The organism is Halorussus halobius (assembly GCF_004765805.1).
Lineage (GTDB): Archaea > Halobacteriota > Halobacteria > Halobacteriales > Haladaptataceae > Halorussus > Halorussus halobius.
On record NZ_SBIU01000003.1, the window covers coordinates 1,006,031 to 1,021,700 of the forward strand.

A 15,670-nucleotide genomic window follows, 5' to 3' on the forward strand; every position below is an offset into this window, starting at 1 on the left:
CGTTCCGGAGTCAGGGAGAACGCGATGTGTCTGGCGCGGGTCGAACCGGAAACCGACGAGTAACCGCACACGCCGCAACTGCAGCGTGCTTCGACCCCCGCCACGCCCCGTACCGCCTGCCGCGCTCGCGCAGTTCTGCGCGAGCGCGGCACATCCCGTGGTCCGGGTCAGTTCACGTGACCGAAAGAGACCTCACCCCTCGAACGTCGGATGCGACGCCCGGACGTCCGAGATCAGGTTCCGAGCCCCGTCGCTGGCGTCCGCTTCGGGTATCAGGGGCCGCTTGCCGTCGAACGTCTCGTGAACCTCGACCACGCCGTCGGCCAGCGTGTCCAGTCCGTAGCCGCCCTCCAGAACGAACCCGAGCGAGGCGTCGACCGCCCGGGCCGTCTCGCGGACCTGCTTGGTCAACATGCCGTACCCCTCGGTCGAGACGCGCATCCGCGAGATCGGGTCGTGGCGGTGGGCGTCGAATCCCGCGCTCACGAGCAGCAGGTCCGGATCGAACTCGTCGAGGGCGGGCGCGACCAGTTCGTCGACCACGTCGCGGTACTCGGGGTCGCCCGCGCCCGCCGGAAGCGGGACGTTGAGGGTCGTCCCCGCGCCCGGACCCTCGCCGGACTCGCCGACCTCGCCCGTGCCGGGGTACAGCCCCTGTTCGTGGATCGAGGCGTAGAACACGTCGCCGACGTCGTAGAAGATGTCCTGCGTGCCGTTGCCGTGGTGGACGTCCCAGTCGAAGATGGCGACGCGCTCGGCGCGGGTGTCGTCGCTCGCGATGGCGTGGCGGGCCGCGACCGCCACGTTGTTGAAAAAGCAAAATCCCATGGCGTCGTCGGCGACCGCGTGGTGGCCCGGCGGTCGCCCGAGCGAGAACGGCGTGGCCCGGCCCGTCGCGCCGTCGAGCGCGGCGTCGGCCGCCCAGCAGGCGAGTCCCGCCGACTGGAGCGCGGCCTCCCACGTCGCCTCGACCGCGACCGTGTCGGGGTCCCAGTTGCCGCCGCCGCGCTCGCAGAACTCCCGGACCTCCGTCACGTACTCGGCGTCGTGGACGGCCTCGACGGTCGACTGGTCGACCGGGTCGGCGTCGACGTACTCGACGCCGTGCTTGCGGGACAGGCCCTCCCGGACGGCCCGGAGCCGGTCGGGGTTCTCGGGGTGGCGCTCGCCCGTGTCGTGAGCGAGGCAGTCCTCGCTGTAGCCGAAGTTCATTCGAAGAGCTGGAAGTAGGTGTCGATGTCCTCGGCCTTAACGGTTCGCCGGTCGGCGTGGCGCGCGAGCGTCGCCGCCGCCCGGGCGACGTTGTCGGCGTAGTCCTCGAGGATGTCCGCCAGCGCGATGCGGGCGTCCATCGCCACCCGGTAGCTGTCGTCGATGCGGAGCCGGGCGATGCGGTCGACCGGCGCGACCGGCAGTTCGAGGTCGGCCTTGTCGACCACCTGCTCGACGCCGAAGTCGGCGCTCATCAGGGTCTTGCGGCCGTCGGCGGTCGCCTCCTCGGCGGCGTCGACCGCGAGGTCGGCCCCGTGAGACTGGATGCGGCGAGCCAGTTCCTCGGCCGCCTCGGCGCTGACCCGGAGGTCGCCCGCGTTCCGTCTGATGATGGTGTCGACCGGCGCGAACGGCAGCTCGACGCTCATACCCCAAACCCCGGATTTTACGCCCTTAGTTCTTTCCGTAGCGTCGTTGGGCGAACCTACGTCGTTTTCGAGAGCGAGTCAGACGACGAGTGCGAGCGAATCATGAATATAGCCGTCCAAAGAGTAATATATTTGGGCCACCAGCTATTCACCATGTCCGAACTCCCGGCCGACGGCGAAGACGTGAACGAACACGCCGTAGACGAGTGGGTCGAAGCGACGACGCCGTTCGAGCGCGTCCGGACGGTGATGAAGCGGACCTACGAGGCGGAGTCGGCCCCGACTATCGCCGAGCGGGCACGAACGACCCCAACGACTGCGCGAACCCACCTCCAACAGCTCGCGGACAGCGGATTCGTCGACGAGGTATCGGCGAGCGGCGGGACCACCGTTTACGAGCGGTCGAACGAATCGCTCGTGTTGGAGCAGGCCCACGACATCCTCGACGCGACCAGCACGGAGCGACTGGTCGACCGCATCGGGGAGATGCGCGAGGAGATTCGAGCGTATCGGGACGAACTCGACGCCGATTCGCCCGAGGACGCTGCAATTCGTGACCGCGAGGTCGACAGTGGGACGCTTCGAGAGTGGCAGACCACCCGCCGAAATCTCGACATCGCCAAAGCCGCGCTCGCGCTCAGCCAAGCCGAAGAGACCGTCCAACGGACGAAGGCGGTGTAGTTTCGGTGTCGTCGCGTGACTCCGCGAGCGAATCCCACGCGCTTCGCGGGCCGACCGACCGAGGCGCGCTCCTCGACTTTCGGGACGTGTTCACCGAGATGGAACCGCTGGCAGAGGGCGAACTCGACGACTTCTTCGAACCGTCCAAACTTCACATCCATCTTGGCGACGGCGTGGGTCGGGCCGAGAGTGCGCGACTCGACGTTATCTGGACGACGCTTCACGACTACAACATCCACTATACGGACGGGTTGGACCGGAATCTCGGCTGGGACGTACATCCCCACGACTATCCGGCTCCGCCCGGGGATGGGCACTTTCATCCACAGCCGGACGCCGCCACCGACCCCGAGAACGTCGAACAGTCGTGTATCGCGGTCACCGAACTCCCGCTCGTCGCTCGCGCCTCACACGCACTCTGGCGACGAGTCTACGAACAGGGGTCGTTCGACGGCGTCAACGACGTAGTGAATCCACCGTAGTCGACAGGGCGACGGCCTCGATTTCAGAACACGTCCTCGGCGTCGAGGGTCCCGTCGGCGAGCTCGCCGCGCGCGGTCACTTCCTGCCCGAGCGTCACCTCGGCGCTGGACTCGACGCTCACGGTCTCCTCGCCGTCGTCGAGGATGATGGGGTCGCCCGCCTGCACGACGGTCCCCGTGAACTCGACGTGCTCGCCGTCCGACCCGGCGTCCTCGGCGCTCGCGGACGCGTCGGCGCTGGCCGCCGCGCCGTCTCCGTCCTCGGCGAACGCATCGAGGCCGGTCGAATCGCTGCCCGAACCGCTCGCGTCGGCGTCGTCGCTCGCGCCCCCGCCAGTACTCGCACCCGCACCGGCGACGCTCGCGTCGGCCTCGCCCAGCACGGTCACGGTCGACTGCCAGCCGGCCGACCCCTCGATGTCGTCCTCCCAGCCGTCCTGTATTTCGAGGTCGGCCAACTGTATCTCGTCGCCCGGCGCTATCTCCGCGTCGGCTTTCTCGCCCCAGAGCGCGACCCGGATGTCGCCGGTCCCGTCCTGCACGCGGACGTTCCGGACCTGCCCCTCCGAGCCGTCGTCGCGGTCGAAGGTGCGCTTGGGGTCGGCCGAGCGCACGACCCCCGAGATGTCGACCTCGTCGCCGATCTCGAGGTCTGCGATGTCGGCCGTCTCGGGCACGTACTCGACGTCCTCGTCTATCTCTTCGATGGCTCCGCGATTGCCGACGTGGAGTTCGAGGTCGCCGTCGCGCTCGCGGACGTAGCCGTCCACGACCTCGACCGAGACGCCGGGGTCGAGGTCCTCGGCGGCGGCGGTGCGCTCGTCCCAGAGCGTGACCCGGATGCGGCCCGTGGAGTCCCCGAGTTTGAGGTTGGCGACCTTGCCCTCGGAGCCGTCGTCGCGGTCGAAGGTGCGAATCGCGTCGGTGTCGAGCACCTTGCCGCGCAGGTTCACGTCCGAGAGCCCGAGCGAGAGGTCCTCGACGCGGTAGGTGTCTCTGACCGGCACGTCCACGTCGGCGTCCGGGGCGGGTTCGGCGTCGTTGACGTTGACCTCGACGCCGTTGTAGCCGTCCTTGGGACGACCCGCGACGCGGAGCGTGTCGCCGACGTCGAGTTCCTCGCTGCCTGCGTCGGCCTGCTCGTCCCAGAAGGTGATTCGGATGGAGTCGGTCTCGTCGGCGACCTCGACGTTCAGGACGCGACCGTCCTCGCGCTCGTCGTCGTCGCGCTCGAACGTCCGGAGGTCGTCGACCCCGACCACCTTCGCCACGAACTTCACGTCCTCCATCCCGGGTTCGACGTCGGCCACGCTCTCGACCTCGCCGCCCTCCTCGTCGAGTTCGTGGGCGATGAGCATCGCTGCCGTCTCCTCGTCGGCGAGTCCGCCCATCTGCTCGACCTTCTCCTCGACGGCCTCCCGGAACTCGTCGAGGGAGACGTCGGCGTCGAGGTCGGCGTGAACGTCCTCTATCGCGCCCATAATCGTGTTGTATCGCAGGGGTGGCCGTCGCTTAAGTATTGTCTTTGCTTCGGGTGGCAGTTGTACCCGTTGCCGTCGGGCGGTTCCGTCGGCGTCGGCGGTCCGGGGTTCGAGGGGCGTCGAGCGGTCACGTCCCGAACTGGCCTCGCCTTCGGATTTAAACTCTCGGGTGAGCCGACAGGGCGTCCGGACGACGAATAGCGCCGGGGTTCCGAACGAGTACCTTCGTCCCAAATCTTATTACAGATTACGAACAATCCGATGGCACGGCGAATGAAGACCTCTCTCCTCACTCGCTGACCGGGCGCGTCCGCAGTCACGACGGCCGTCGCTCCGCGGTTTCGGTCGCGTCGAGTCCTTCGAGTCCCCGACGTCGCGTCCGGCTCGGAACGGTGCCCGCCGGACTCGGCGGCGACTGCTCCCGTCGCGCTCGCGGGGCGTCGTCCGGTCCTGGTCCGCGAATCAGTCGCCCGACGGGCGACCCGCCCGTCGCGAAGTCGAGTCCCGCGGAGTCCGAGCAGCGAGGCTCGCCCCTCGGTCGGGCGACCCTCGCCGCCGACGCAGTCGGGGAAGCGCCGAGCAATCGCCACGACGCCACCGCATCCACCATGCAATCGAGCAACGCAGTAATCGCTGCACGAGACGATTCCGAAGAGAGAGGTTCCAGCCGACCGAGCACCGAGGAGATACGAAATCTGGCCGAGGCCGCCGGATACGAGGTCGTCGCGGAGGTGACCCAGACCCGTCCCGAGGACCCGGCGACCCAGTTCGGTCGCGGGAAGGCCGAGCAACTGGCCGAGACGGTCGCCGAGACCGGAGCCGGCGTCGTCGTCTTCGACAACGAACTCACGCCGACCCAGACCGTCGAACTCGCGAAGCTGTGTCCCGAGGGCATCGAGGTCCTCGACCGGTACCGGCTGGTCCTCGACGTCTTCGAGGACCGGGCCGGCTCCGAGCGCGCGACGCTGCAGGTCGAGCGCGCCCGACTGGCCGCCGACCTGCCGCGAATCCGCGAACGGGTCACGCGAGAACTCGCGGGCGAGGACCTCGCCCACGACGAGCGAGGCGGCGGCCGCGTCCGGGACGTCGAGCGCCGCATCGACGAACTCGACCGGACGCTCGACGAACTCGGCGACGAGGTCGCGGCCCGCCGGGAGCGCCGCCGCGAGGAGGGGTTCGCGTTCGTCGCGCTCGCCGGGTACACCAACGCCGGGAAGTCGACGCTGCTCCACCGACTCGCCGACGACCTCGACTTCGACGCCCGCGACGCCGACCACGCCGACCTCGACGGGGCCGCCGAGGTCGAGGACCGGCTGTTCGAGACGCTCGACACGACGACGCGTCGCGCGACCGTGGCGGGCCGACGGACGCTGCTGACCGACACCGTCGGGTTCCTCGACGACCTGCCCCACGACCTCGTCGCGTCGTTCCACGAGACGCTCTCGGAGACCGAGACCGCCGACTGCGCGGTGCTGGTCGCCGACGCCAGCGACCCACCGGCGGAGCTCCGCCGGAAGCTGAAGACGAGTCTCGCCTTACTCGACGACGCCGACGGCGAGGTCGTCCCGGTGTTGAACAAGGCCGACCTGGTCGGCGACCGCGAACTCGCCGCGCGCGAGCGCGCCGCCGCCGACCTGCTCGACGCCACCGACCCGGTCGCGGTGAGCGCGGCCGAGGGCGAGGGGCTGGAGGCGCTCCGCGAGCGAATCGCCGACGCGCTCCCGGCCCTGTGCGAGGCGGAACTCGCCGTGCCGAACGACGACGCGGCGATGAGCCTCGTGTCGCGGCTCTACGACCGCGCTCGGGTCGCGGACGTGACCTACCGCGACGACGAGGTCCGGGTCGCGTTCGAGGCACCCGAGCCGGTGGTCGAACGCGCCGAGGCGAGGGCCGACGCGCTCGCCGACGGGAACGCGGACTCGACCTGATCAGACCCCGCCGCCGCAGCCGGTGGCGGCGCTGCCTGCGGCCGCACAGCTCGCGGCGCTGGCGCTGGTCGCCGACGTGGCCGCCACCACCGCCATCCCGTCGTTGCGGCTGTAGTCCTTGCACTCGCCCCACGCGACCGGCGCGACCTCGTCGTCGATGTCGTGGCCCGACTCCACCGCCTCGCGGAGTTCGTCCGCGTCGAACCCCGGGTCGGCGACGAGTCGGTCGGCGAGTTCCGGCGGGACCGCGACCCGGCGACACTCCTCGGCCTCGAACAGTTCGTCGCCGTCGAACGTGAACTGGACGTCGTAGTGGCGCACGAACACGTCCTCGAACGCGGGGTCGAGCGCGCGGACGGCCGCGCCGACGAGCCGCCAGACCCGGTCGTAGTCGGGCGACTCGACGTCCTCGCCGAGCGAGAATCGTGCGATGGGCACAGTCACGGGCTCCTCGTCGGGCCCCTCGTTGACCACCGCGACGCCGGTCACGCCGGCGTCGTCGATGCCGTACGCGTCGGCGTCGACGCGCTCGTCGAGCGCGTCGCCGGCCGCCCCGCGAGCGTCGTCGATGCGGGCCTGTGCCTCGTCGTCGCCGCCGAGCAGTCGCTCGATGAGTGACATGGTTCGACCGTCGCGGGCGACGGGCTTGAAGATTGCTCCGGCGGCTCGCGGGGATGAACTACAAGGGGTCCCAGTCCGATGTCCACCCATGGACTTCGATACGGACGTCAGCAGTCGCGGAACGCTCGCTCGCGTACTCGTCGCCGCCTTCCTCGGCGTCGCAGCGATTCGGTGGCTCTGGTCGGGCAAGCGGGCGCGCGGCGCGCTGGCGGGCGTCGGCGCGCTCGCGCTGGGCTACGCCGCCACGAGCGAGTCCCCCGAGCCGGCGGAAGCCGTCGACCTCGGCGGGGCTGATGAGAGCGCCGATTCGACCGACGACGGCGTCGGCGCGACCGACGAGGACGCGGAACTGCGCTGTGCGGCGTGCGGGGAACCCATCCAGTTGGGCGAGTCCCGCGGGCCGAACGAGAGCGGCGAAATCGTCCACGACGCCTGTCGGTAGTCGGTATCGTCGGCGTGACGTGCGGCGCGTGAACCGAGACGGTCGACCCTGACTGGCTTTGAACCGGAGTCAGAGGTTCCTGCTCGCTCCGCTGGGCGGGGTTCCTCCGACAGGGTTCGAATCCGCTCGGGAGCGCTTTCGCTGCTCACAGTTCAGTCGCTGCGCTCGTTCACGTTGTTCGCAGGAAAATGCCGCCTCCCGGACATATACCAAGAGTTCAAATGCCTACCCGTTCTAAATTAGAGTATGCCAAGGTTGCCACCCGCGATCGAAACACTCCACACGCGGATTGAGAATTCGGAGACCCTCGCACCAGAAGATAAGGACGTCCTCCTGAAGTTCTCTTCAGAGCTCGGGGTGCATAACTACTCTGTGGGGCGATGGTCAAAGCTCCTCCAGCACTGCACGATGATGGCTGGGGATTCGTCCAAATACTCCCCAGATGAACTACCCAAGCCAGATTTAGCAGAAATCATCGGAGAGTCAAAGACAGAGAAAGACGCCGCGAAGAAATACGTCAGGTGGATCAACGCGAACTATGATAACGAAGAGTCGAAACGTGACCATCGAGTCGCGCTACGAATGCTTGGTGGGCACCTAACAGAAGGTGATTACGAGGAAGAGAAACCATCAAGCGTTGAGTGGATCTCGGCTGATCTCCCTAAGGACTATGATCCAAAGCCCGACCCGACGAAGATGTGGTGGTGGGACGATCACATTGTTCCCGTCCTGAATAACGCTAAATACGCACGCAACAAGGCAGCGGTCGCTGTAGACTGGGATGCTGGTCCACGCTCCGGGGAGTTTCGTGAACTCACTGTTGGTGACGTTAGTGACCACAAGTACGGGATGGAGATCACCGTTGATGGGAAGAAAGGTCGCCGCTCAATGGTGCTCATCTCATCAGTCCCATACCTCAAACGCTGGTTAGAGGTTCACCCTCGGGGTAACGAGCCTGATGCACCGCTTTGGTCGGACTTAGACACCGGGCGGGATGTGAGCTACAACATGAAGTTGAAGATGCTTCGAGCACCCGTCAAGCGAGCGGTTGATAACGGCGATCTCAGAAAGCCATCGAAGATGGAATTCACGCGGATGCGGAAGTCTTCCGCGAGTTACCTCGCGCGAAAGAACGTGTCACAGAATCATATAGAGAACCATCATGGCTGGGTGAAAAACAGCGATGAAGCTCGACGATATATCGATGTGTTCCGGGAGGATACTGCTCGTGAAGTGGCCCGTGCCCATGGAGTAGACGTTTCGGAGGATGAGATCGAGGATATCGGGCCGGTGCAGTGTCCACGTTGTCAACGCGATACGCCCAGGGGAGAAGCCCAATGTATGTGGTGTGGGCAGGCTCTGGGTCCGAAGGGTGTCGAGCGGCTCGAAGAACGGGAAGAACGACTCTTCGACTCCGCGTTGGAAGCTGATGGCGACATGAAAGAGCGAGTCAAGAGCATCCAAAGCGAGATCGAGGAACTCCGTTCATTGGGGCTTGAGATATAGAACATACACTTCCGGTAAAGCCCCAAGATAGAGTTAGATTCGGTCTTGTTCTCTGATATCATTTTTCAGTTATAACTAGTCCCCTGTTCGTTTTCGATTTGTATCCTCTCACAACCGAACCAATTCAGTCAACTCAGATTCGCTGTACAGCAGCGGGATGATATCTCATTGACTTTCGGCGGTTGGTAGACTCAACCAAATCCACCGGACAGAACTCCCCCTTGTGATTTCGGAGGGGTCACAAGCCACTCAACACAGATAGTGATAAAAACGACATATGGAATTGATACATGGCAAGGGCTACGATCCGTAATCGGCATCGAAGTTTTGTCAATAGAGTATACACCTTCTATTATGGACGAGGAAGAGTTCCGGCGCTACTTCACTAGTCTCGATCAGTTAGATCGGATGTTCAGCCATCCAATCGATGATCACGCCGAAGATGAAGAAGACAAGCCACCAGAGCAGGTGGATGATGCTGAACTCGATGCAGAACTTACTAACTTAGAAGCGGAACTGCGAGAAGATCTCAGTCGGTAAGTTCAGTTCACAGTTGAGCAGAGCCGTCAAGCGCGGGCAGCCCAGTAACCCTATCACTACGATACGGCGGGACAACCCCCTACCACGCTGCAGACGCACGCCACCGACGTCCCAGCGGACGCCCAACCACGTGATGAAAACTTGGACTATTCGACGGTCTGAAGCGCCCGAATTCGGCCACCTCTCCCCTCAGAGGTCGATTCGTTCCTAAGTACTATTGACGTAGTATTCCAGAGACTGAATGGTCGCTTCATCACCGGTGGGCCATCTCCCGTTTTTGCGGACACCAAACCCTGCTCTCTGAGAAATTCGAGGAGGGTTTGTCCGTACAATTCTTTGGACCTGTTGTTCAGTCCTTCCGCAGAGTACCGGGTATTCGCGGTGATGTATTCCCAGGATGGTTCGTGGTCGCGCGGCAGTCCATCCAGTTGAAATTGCTCGTGGAGAATCGCTGGTAACTGTTCTTCGAGTGTTTTCTGGTCGGCACGTCACCTCACTCTGAGTCGTCACCTCGTGTTCGATCTAATTCTTCTAAGATGCGTTCGGCGTCGTAGGCGAACGGGAGATCGCTCGCTGCGATTGCCTCCAAATCATCTCGTAGGTCCTCTGCCGTGTCGATAGCCGACTGGTATGAGTCAGAAGCTTCAGAACTCATGTTGACTCTGTTCACCTCTGTTCGGTCGATTGTTGCTCAAATGCATAGTAGTTCTAATTTTGAGTAAGTAGTGGTTTGATTCACTGTAAGTTAAAACCTTGGAGCCCGAAGAGGAGGATAACAACATGCCGAACGACACCTCAAACACCTCTGATGACGAAACAGAGACTGTCGGGAATTTAGAGAAAACCAGCAACTCGGGCTCTGAATACCCTGATAAGAACAGTAAATCCGTAGACGCTACTGAAGATACAAAACCGGATGATGAACCGGAAACCGAGATTGATCATCAGAAGGTCAGAGACTTCTTCCAGAAGAAAGGCGCAGTAGAAATCCTCGCTCAGCTCGCTGATGGGCCCAAGCGATTCAGCGAAATCGATGATGCACTCGCGGTGAGCCACGGCACGGTTGCAAGTCGGCTCACCGAAGGTGCCAAAACTGGACTCTGGAAAGAGTATTTCCAATATCCAGATGATGGCGGGAAAATCAAGCTATACCAACTCAACCCTGAAGCTGAAGACCTCGCTGAGATCGCTCAACACAACAATATCGCTGAGACAACGGAACGCAAACGACAGGCCACCGAACAACACGCCGATGCTGTCTCGAACTTCCAAGACGAGATCAAAACAGACGACTCTGAAACGTGAGCACCACAATCAACACTCAAGTGGCTGTATATTTTGCTCTTGATGGATTCTGTATACTTTAGAGATGATTCCGACGTGGAGGACACTACGTTCGGTTGTTTTTACCCAATATTGAAAAATAAGACACATTATAATTTGTCGCCGACGTGAATTCTTCTCGGTCTGTGGGGGATATCGACAGACAGCGACACTCATTCTATGGGGCCATATTATAGAACCCAAGAGGCGACTTATTTTGCTCTTAGCAACTGTTGCGGCATCTGAATACGGGGGCAATCACTTATCACGCACCACAAGTTATGATAATCTATATTTGGTGTACGACGGCCCTCCAATCAAGCATACTGATGACTCAGCTCCTGTGCAGGCACCAGACGATGGCACCTACACAGCGCCGACTGCCTATGCACCGTTTCCAGAGAAGGATGGCGTTGATTCGGATAGACGGAAGTATGGACCGATAGAACGCCGTGGGATTGACATCCAAGTCTCTTCGCCCGTTGATGACGTTGAGACGTTATTCCGTCGGACACACCTCACTGCGCAGTTTCATGCCGAGAATCGTGATTTCTGGAAGGATATATCAGAGTATGAGAACGATGGTGGGAAGCTCTATGATGAGGTTGTTCTGAATCTCTGTGACGAGAAACTGGCACTTGAGGGGATTAATACGGCGGAACTTGATATCCCCGAGCGCCGGCTGAAAGCGCTCTTTCTGCGATTGGCGCGCGGGCAAAATGGGACGGAACTGCATGCGTACTTATCTGGTCCCGATCCTGTCGATTCTGTCGTTCATACACTGCTCGGGTACGAAGGGCCGGATGATATCCCCTCGTACAACGTCTTACAGCGTGAGTTCCGCGAGCTTAGCGAAGGCAACGATATAGATCTGGATGCCTTCAAAGATGCGGTTACCAGGACTGTGTATGCTGTCTTTCGAGCGGGAGTCGTTCCACCGGACGCAATCAAGGAATCGTACAGTTTTGATGCTGTTGCGCCGCCACTAAATGAGAAGTCAGTCTCACGTGAGACGAAAAAAGAAGAACTACGAAATTGGGTGCGTCTCTTGCTGGATCACACCACCGACCCGCTAACGTTCGGCCGCACTACCGAGAAGGTTAATCACGATATGCGGGCGTTTATCGGTGCCCTCGCTACATCGGCACTATTTGACTGTGGCTTAGAAGAAATGAAAGATGTCTGTGATTGGGACTATCCCCGAGAGAATATCCCATCCGGCGGCTGGCTACACAACTACGTCCCTGAACGAGTACCGGCCGAGTATGACTTACGCGACTTTACTCCTGACGCAGATCCCGCTTCGATACCATCCATCGATGCACAATTCGATGCGGTACATACCCGGACGCTGGCCCTAGCGAAGGAGTTTGGATTTTGGTCACGGTCAGATCCGCTCAATATTGGCGCTGATATGTTCCGCATCGATTGGACAGGAGACTCTCTTGAAGCCACAATCGGTCGTCCACCGAAAGCTGACAACGACGCCGTTACTGAGCAGTGGACCTTTCTCGTCGCCGGTGGCATTGACACAGAGAGCCGATTTGTCCTCGGCGGTCGTTTGGTAGCGACACTATATGACTATCCGACGGCTCTTGCTGAGATTCTATCGAATACCTTCGACACCGTCGATATCGACTCTATTTTCATCGACAGCGAAATCATCGGGGGCGAACTGATCGAGACAGTCCGACGCTTCGCGGGCGACGATTGGGTCATCAGTGCGCCGGACCACACGATTATCAAAGGTTTGAGACGGTTGACGCCAAGCAACTGCATCGGATTCGCTCAGGACGTGAAGTGGAACGTAGAGCCCAAGCCAAATGTGGTCACATATCCATACAACAGTGATGATCCGGACCTCGTCGAGATCGACCCTGAGAAGGTATTAACAGAAGAGATACAACATGAAGAAGACGGCGAAAAGGTTCGCGTTCCACTTGCGACCGGAGATGAGGGGGATACCAGGGTTCAGGGTCCACTAGTTCCTGACGATGCAATACCGATGCTTACTGAAGCGTTTTCGGACCTAGCTGCACAGGACGGGGTTGGCATCAATAAACATGCCACGCATGCGACGTATCTTACGGACCGCTCCCTACGGTATCGCTCAGGGGCTGGCGTTCGAGATGAGTATATCCAGCGGTGGGCCATCGAACCGACTATCGGCCAGATTGTCCATAATTTTATGCCACACATCAAGGGCAAAGATCCCAAACAGCGTCTGTACGGCATGCACATCGCTATTCTGTTTTACAATTGGCACACGATGATCAATCGGTGCCTCTCACCACGCGGGCTTCGGCTTGATGTCACCGATACCCAACTCCTTCAAGCAATTCGGGACGTAGCGTTTGATCCAGTGGACTACGATGCCTTCTGGTCAGAATAGGATGCGACAAGCCGAGAGTGGCGTACCAGAATAAGCCACTAACCTCATCTTACACGTCGAATCAACCATGAGATTCCGATACTACGCTGATTCCGACATTCGTGAACACCACGAGTACGTTCTCCAACTGTTACGGACGCTCCACGACAACCACGGTATCGTGGTGGAGATTGACCGTATCGACGAACAGCATGGGCCGATCACGGAGTTCCCCGGTGAGGTGCGGGCTTCGACGCCAGAAGACATCTACGAACGCGATCTCAAACGGAACCGTGCCCTAAACCAGTCCATCGAACCGACCCCCTCGGAAGGGTTCAAACGGTACGGCAAGTTCGATATTGCCGGCAACATCGCACTCGTTGATGACGAAGGGACTGTCCAGTGGGCTTCGACGCTGCCGGGCTATGCTGACGGCTACGGACCAGGTGTCGAGGACCGAACAGCCATGGACTTCCTCGAAGATATCGCCACGCCGCCAAGCAACCGTGTCTGTGTCGAGTGTCTCCACCTGCTGGACGGCGACGAACGCTTCTGTCCGAACTGTGGCGCAGAACTCCGGTAACGAACAGTAGTAGTCCCGCGATTCCACAGCTTCCATTGTTCCTGCGCAACTAAGGGCCTGCTTGTACGCGCCGACTGATGGGCAGCACACGCTTTGGAAACAGAATCGAAGATGTCGATCACTATTCTCTCGACATCGGTCGATCCCACAGTTCTCGACGCACCTACTGCGACGCGCTCGGGTCAACGATTTGCTCAAGATCGAACAACTGCAGGTCGTCACGATCGGCTGCCGAATCATGAACAGACTGCGTGAATCCGTTCCGGGCGAACAACGCATACTCGTGCTCAACGCCTGTACCATCGGGCGACCATCGAATTTCCTCCGTGTGGGATTCAAGTGAGGCGAGCGCGCTGTAATCGAACGGTGCAGACGTGAACTTGCACTCGCCCGTCACCATCGTCCCGTTTGCGGTGAGCCCGACGACATCCACTTCGTGTTCGTTGTACCACCAGCGTCCGATGTCGGTGAACATCGTATCGGGATAGAGATCAGGCAAGATATCTTGACACCGAGTTTCGAATGCCGGGCTCACGAAATCCGCTAGTTCCGGTTCGATAACCGTCTCGTACGCATCGGCCCCCAATCGCTCGTACCGGTCTTCGTTCCCGTAGACGAACCGGAACCAAAACCGGAACAACGGGTCGAGAATCCGGTACCGCCCGCGCCGTGACTTCGCCTTATCTTCCGTCACCGGCACCTCCCGTTCGACCAGCCGTAGCCGCTCCAGTTTCTGCGTATACGTCGAAATCTGCTTACTCTCGATCCCGACCGTTTGCGCGATTTCATTCGACGTCGTGTTCCCGGCCGCGATCGCCTTCAGAATAGCAAAGTACCGGTTCGGTTCAGTCAACTCAGTCCGAAGGACGTACTCCGGTTCGTCATGCAGGAATCCCTGCCGTGACAGCAGCGACTGCTGGATGACTGTTCCGAGGTCACCATCCAGGTCGATGCCGTCCAAGTAGTACGGTGTCCCGCCGAACACGCCCCACGCGAACAGCAGTTGTTCGGGGGTGTAGCTTTCGGGAAAGAACGTCCGCACGGCAGAAAAGTTGAGCTGGCGGAGATCGATCTTCTCGGTGAATCGGCCATACAACGGACTGTTCCCGAGGAGTGTCGCCTCCTCCATCATACTAATCGAGGATCCGACGAGCACGAGCGTCACGCCCGTGTCACGCAACTCCTGATCCCAGAGTCGCTGGATAACCGACGGAAGACTCTCGTCGGCGTCAATCAGGTACGGGAACTCGTCCAGCACGATGACCGCATCCTGGTCAGCGAGATACCCAAGCAGCGATTCCCACTCGTTCTCGATCCGGTCAATCCCAGGAAACGACTCAGCCGCTACATCCACAAACGCGTCCAGTTGGATTTGCCGGGTTGTTTCAGTCGCTTGGTACAGAACGGCGTCATCGCGGTTTGTTAGTGACTCGCGGACGAGTTCGGTTTTCCCGAGACGACGACGCCCGAAAATCACGACCATATCAGCGTCGTCCGACTCATAGCAGTCTCGAAGCCGACTGAGTTCATCTTCCCGATCCACGAATCGCTCCATATCCTTTGACTGCCGCCCAACCAGATAAAACTCTCGAATAGCCTAATACAGAATAGGCTAACTGAGAATTGGCTAATTGACGATTGTCCCCAGATATAATTCGGTGACAGCAGAAACAGCCCTCTATTGCCGAGGCGACTTCAAGCACGGCTGGTGTCTCGCCTCCGACCGGCGGCTACCGTGTGTCGCTTATCCGTCGTCTCGCTCGCCCGTCCAGTACGTGACTGGCATACCCGGCATCATCTCGATCACTCTCTGCAACGGTTTCGAACGCCTGGCGCGAAATCTGCTTTGTCAGTAACTCACCGTCCTCAATCTTCCAGGCAAACGGCTCAGTAGGATCTATCCCCCGCTCTTGCAACATCTCCTCGTCCACGCGTAAAGACATCACAAGCTCGTCGCCATAGGCACGTGCCTGATCACGGCTCAACACCAAGTTATCCAGATACCCGTCACCATCTGGCGTAGGTGTCGCCCACTCGACTGTCCAGTCAGATCCGACGTGATTTGAATGCAT

At 60.8% G+C, this 15,670-nt stretch carries 15 protein-coding genes; 9 read left to right on the plus strand and 6 right to left on the minus strand.

Annotation, left to right across the window (positions count from 1 at the left end; all coding sequences use genetic code 11):
• Nucleotides 1-192: 192 nt before the first annotated feature.
• Together EPL03_RS11785 and EPL03_RS11790 are read right to left on the minus strand one after the other, a co-directional pair.
• Nucleotides 193-1,212 carry a histone deacetylase family protein gene (locus EPL03_RS11785; RefSeq protein WP_135829484.1) on the minus strand — a complete coding sequence of 340 codons (1,020 nt, stop codon included), beginning with the start codon at nt 1,210-1,212 and terminating at the stop codon, nt 193-195.
• The gene (locus EPL03_RS11790) at nt 1,209-1,640 is read right to left on the minus strand and encodes a histone family protein (RefSeq protein WP_135829485.1); all 432 of its coding nucleotides are present in this window, start codon (nt 1,638-1,640) and stop codon (nt 1,209-1,211) included. Before EPL03_RS11790 ends, EPL03_RS11785 begins: the two co-directional genes overlap by 4 nt.
• Before the next feature lie 153 nt (nt 1,641-1,793).
• Here EPL03_RS11790 and EPL03_RS11795 point away from each other — a divergent pair, with 153 nt between their 5' ends.
• Nucleotides 1,794-2,321, plus strand: coding sequence for a DUF7342 family protein (locus EPL03_RS11795; protein ID WP_135829486.1), 528 nt, complete (start codon nt 1,794-1,796; stop codon nt 2,319-2,321).
• 5 nt (nt 2,322-2,326) lie between these two features.
• A complete protein-coding gene (locus EPL03_RS11800; RefSeq protein WP_135829487.1) occupies nt 2,327-2,803 on the plus strand; it encodes a hypothetical protein in 477 nt (158 codons plus the stop codon).
• A 23-nt stretch (nt 2,804-2,826) separates the two neighbouring features.
• On the opposite strand, the gene EPL03_RS11805 is transcribed toward EPL03_RS11800, so the two are convergent.
• Nucleotides 2,827-4,284 (minus strand): single-stranded DNA binding protein, encoded by a 1,458-nt coding sequence (locus tag EPL03_RS11805; protein ID WP_135829488.1) that lies wholly within the window; start codon nt 4,282-4,284, stop codon nt 2,827-2,829.
• A 608-nt stretch (nt 4,285-4,892) separates the two neighbouring features.
• On the opposite strand from EPL03_RS11805, the gene hflX reads away from it, so the two are divergent.
• The gene (hflX, locus tag EPL03_RS11810; protein ID WP_135829489.1) at nt 4,893-6,212 is read left to right on the plus strand and encodes a GTPase HflX; all 1,320 of its coding nucleotides are present in this window, start codon (nt 4,893-4,895) and stop codon (nt 6,210-6,212) included.
• Here hflX and EPL03_RS11815 read toward each other — a convergent pair whose 3' ends face one another.
• A complete protein-coding gene (locus tag EPL03_RS11815; protein WP_135829490.1) occupies nt 6,213-6,833 on the minus strand; it encodes a hypothetical protein in 621 nt (206 codons plus the stop codon). It lies immediately after the preceding gene.
• Nucleotides 6,834-6,921: 88 nt separating this feature from the next.
• On the opposite strand from EPL03_RS11815, the gene EPL03_RS11820 reads away from it, so the two are divergent.
• From EPL03_RS11820 to EPL03_RS11850, 6 genes are all read left to right on the plus strand, one after another.
• Entirely contained in the window at nt 6,922-7,275 is a 354-nt protein-coding gene (locus tag EPL03_RS11820) for a DUF2892 domain-containing protein (RefSeq protein ID WP_135829491.1), read from the plus strand.
• Nucleotides 7,276-7,521: 246 nt separating this feature from the next.
• Nucleotides 7,522-8,781: a site-specific integrase gene (locus EPL03_RS11825; protein ID WP_135829492.1), complete on the plus strand. Its 1,260-nt coding sequence runs from the start codon at nt 7,522-7,524 to the stop codon at nt 8,779-8,781.
• Nucleotides 8,782-9,135: 354 nt separating this feature from the next.
• Nucleotides 9,136-9,321: a hypothetical protein gene (locus EPL03_RS11830; RefSeq protein WP_135829493.1), complete on the plus strand. Its 186-nt coding sequence runs from the start codon at nt 9,136-9,138 to the stop codon at nt 9,319-9,321.
• 780 nt (nt 9,322-10,101) lie between these two features.
• Nucleotides 10,102-10,626 (plus strand): winged helix-turn-helix transcriptional regulator, encoded by a 525-nt coding sequence (locus EPL03_RS11840; RefSeq protein WP_049993347.1) that lies wholly within the window; start codon nt 10,102-10,104, stop codon nt 10,624-10,626.
• A gap of 316 nt (nt 10,627-10,942) precedes the next feature.
• Nucleotides 10,943-13,036: a hypothetical protein gene (locus EPL03_RS11845; RefSeq protein ID WP_135829494.1), complete on the plus strand. Its 2,094-nt coding sequence runs from the start codon at nt 10,943-10,945 to the stop codon at nt 13,034-13,036.
• Nucleotides 13,037-13,103: 67 nt separating this feature from the next.
• Nucleotides 13,104-13,598: a zinc ribbon domain-containing protein gene (locus EPL03_RS11850; protein WP_135829495.1), complete on the plus strand. Its 495-nt coding sequence runs from the start codon at nt 13,104-13,106 to the stop codon at nt 13,596-13,598.
• Between the two features lie 163 nt (nt 13,599-13,761).
• Here EPL03_RS11850 and EPL03_RS11855 read toward each other — a convergent pair whose 3' ends face one another.
• Both EPL03_RS11855 and EPL03_RS11860 read right to left on the minus strand, forming a co-directional pair.
• Nucleotides 13,762-15,153 (minus strand): ATP-binding protein, encoded by a 1,392-nt coding sequence (locus EPL03_RS11855; protein WP_135829496.1) that lies wholly within the window; start codon nt 15,151-15,153, stop codon nt 13,762-13,764.
• 175 nt (nt 15,154-15,328) lie between these two features.
• The gene (locus EPL03_RS11860) at nt 15,329-15,670 is read right to left on the minus strand and encodes a hypothetical protein (RefSeq protein WP_135829497.1); all 342 of its coding nucleotides are present in this window, start codon (nt 15,668-15,670) and stop codon (nt 15,329-15,331) included.

Excerpts from the sequence above, each read along its gene's own strand:
- EPL03_RS11785 (WP_135829484.1), bottom strand. The coding sequence starts at position 1,212 with ATGAACTTCGGCTACAGCGAGGACTGCCTCGCTCACGACACGGGCGAG.
- EPL03_RS11790 (WP_135829485.1), bottom strand. The coding sequence starts at position 1,640 with ATGAGCGTCGAGCTGCCGTTCGCGCCGGTCGACACCATCATCAGACGG.
- EPL03_RS11795 (WP_135829486.1), top strand. The coding sequence starts at position 1,794 with ATGTCCGAACTCCCGGCCGACGGCGAAGACGTGAACGAACACGCCGTA.
- EPL03_RS11805 (WP_135829488.1), bottom strand. The coding sequence starts at position 4,284 with ATGGGCGCGATAGAGGACGTTCACGCCGACCTCGACGCCGACGTCTCC.
- hflX (WP_135829489.1), top strand. The coding sequence starts at position 4,893 with ATGCAATCGAGCAACGCAGTAATCGCTGCACGAGACGATTCCGAAGAG.
- EPL03_RS11815 (WP_135829490.1), bottom strand. The coding sequence starts at position 6,833 with ATGTCACTCATCGAGCGACTGCTCGGCGGCGACGACGAGGCACAGGCC.
- EPL03_RS11820 (WP_135829491.1), top strand. The coding sequence starts at position 6,922 with ATGGACTTCGATACGGACGTCAGCAGTCGCGGAACGCTCGCTCGCGTA.
- EPL03_RS11825 (WP_135829492.1), top strand. The coding sequence starts at position 7,522 with ATGCCAAGGTTGCCACCCGCGATCGAAACACTCCACACGCGGATTGAG.
- EPL03_RS11830 (WP_135829493.1), top strand. The coding sequence starts at position 9,136 with ATGGACGAGGAAGAGTTCCGGCGCTACTTCACTAGTCTCGATCAGTTA.
- EPL03_RS11840 (WP_049993347.1), top strand. The coding sequence starts at position 10,102 with ATGCCGAACGACACCTCAAACACCTCTGATGACGAAACAGAGACTGTC.
- EPL03_RS11850 (WP_135829495.1), top strand. The coding sequence starts at position 13,104 with ATGAGATTCCGATACTACGCTGATTCCGACATTCGTGAACACCACGAG.
- EPL03_RS11855 (WP_135829496.1), bottom strand. The coding sequence starts at position 15,153 with ATGGAGCGATTCGTGGATCGGGAAGATGAACTCAGTCGGCTTCGAGAC.
- EPL03_RS11860 (WP_135829497.1), bottom strand. The coding sequence starts at position 15,670 with ATGCATTCAAATCACGTCGGATCTGACTGGACAGTCGAGTGGGCGACA.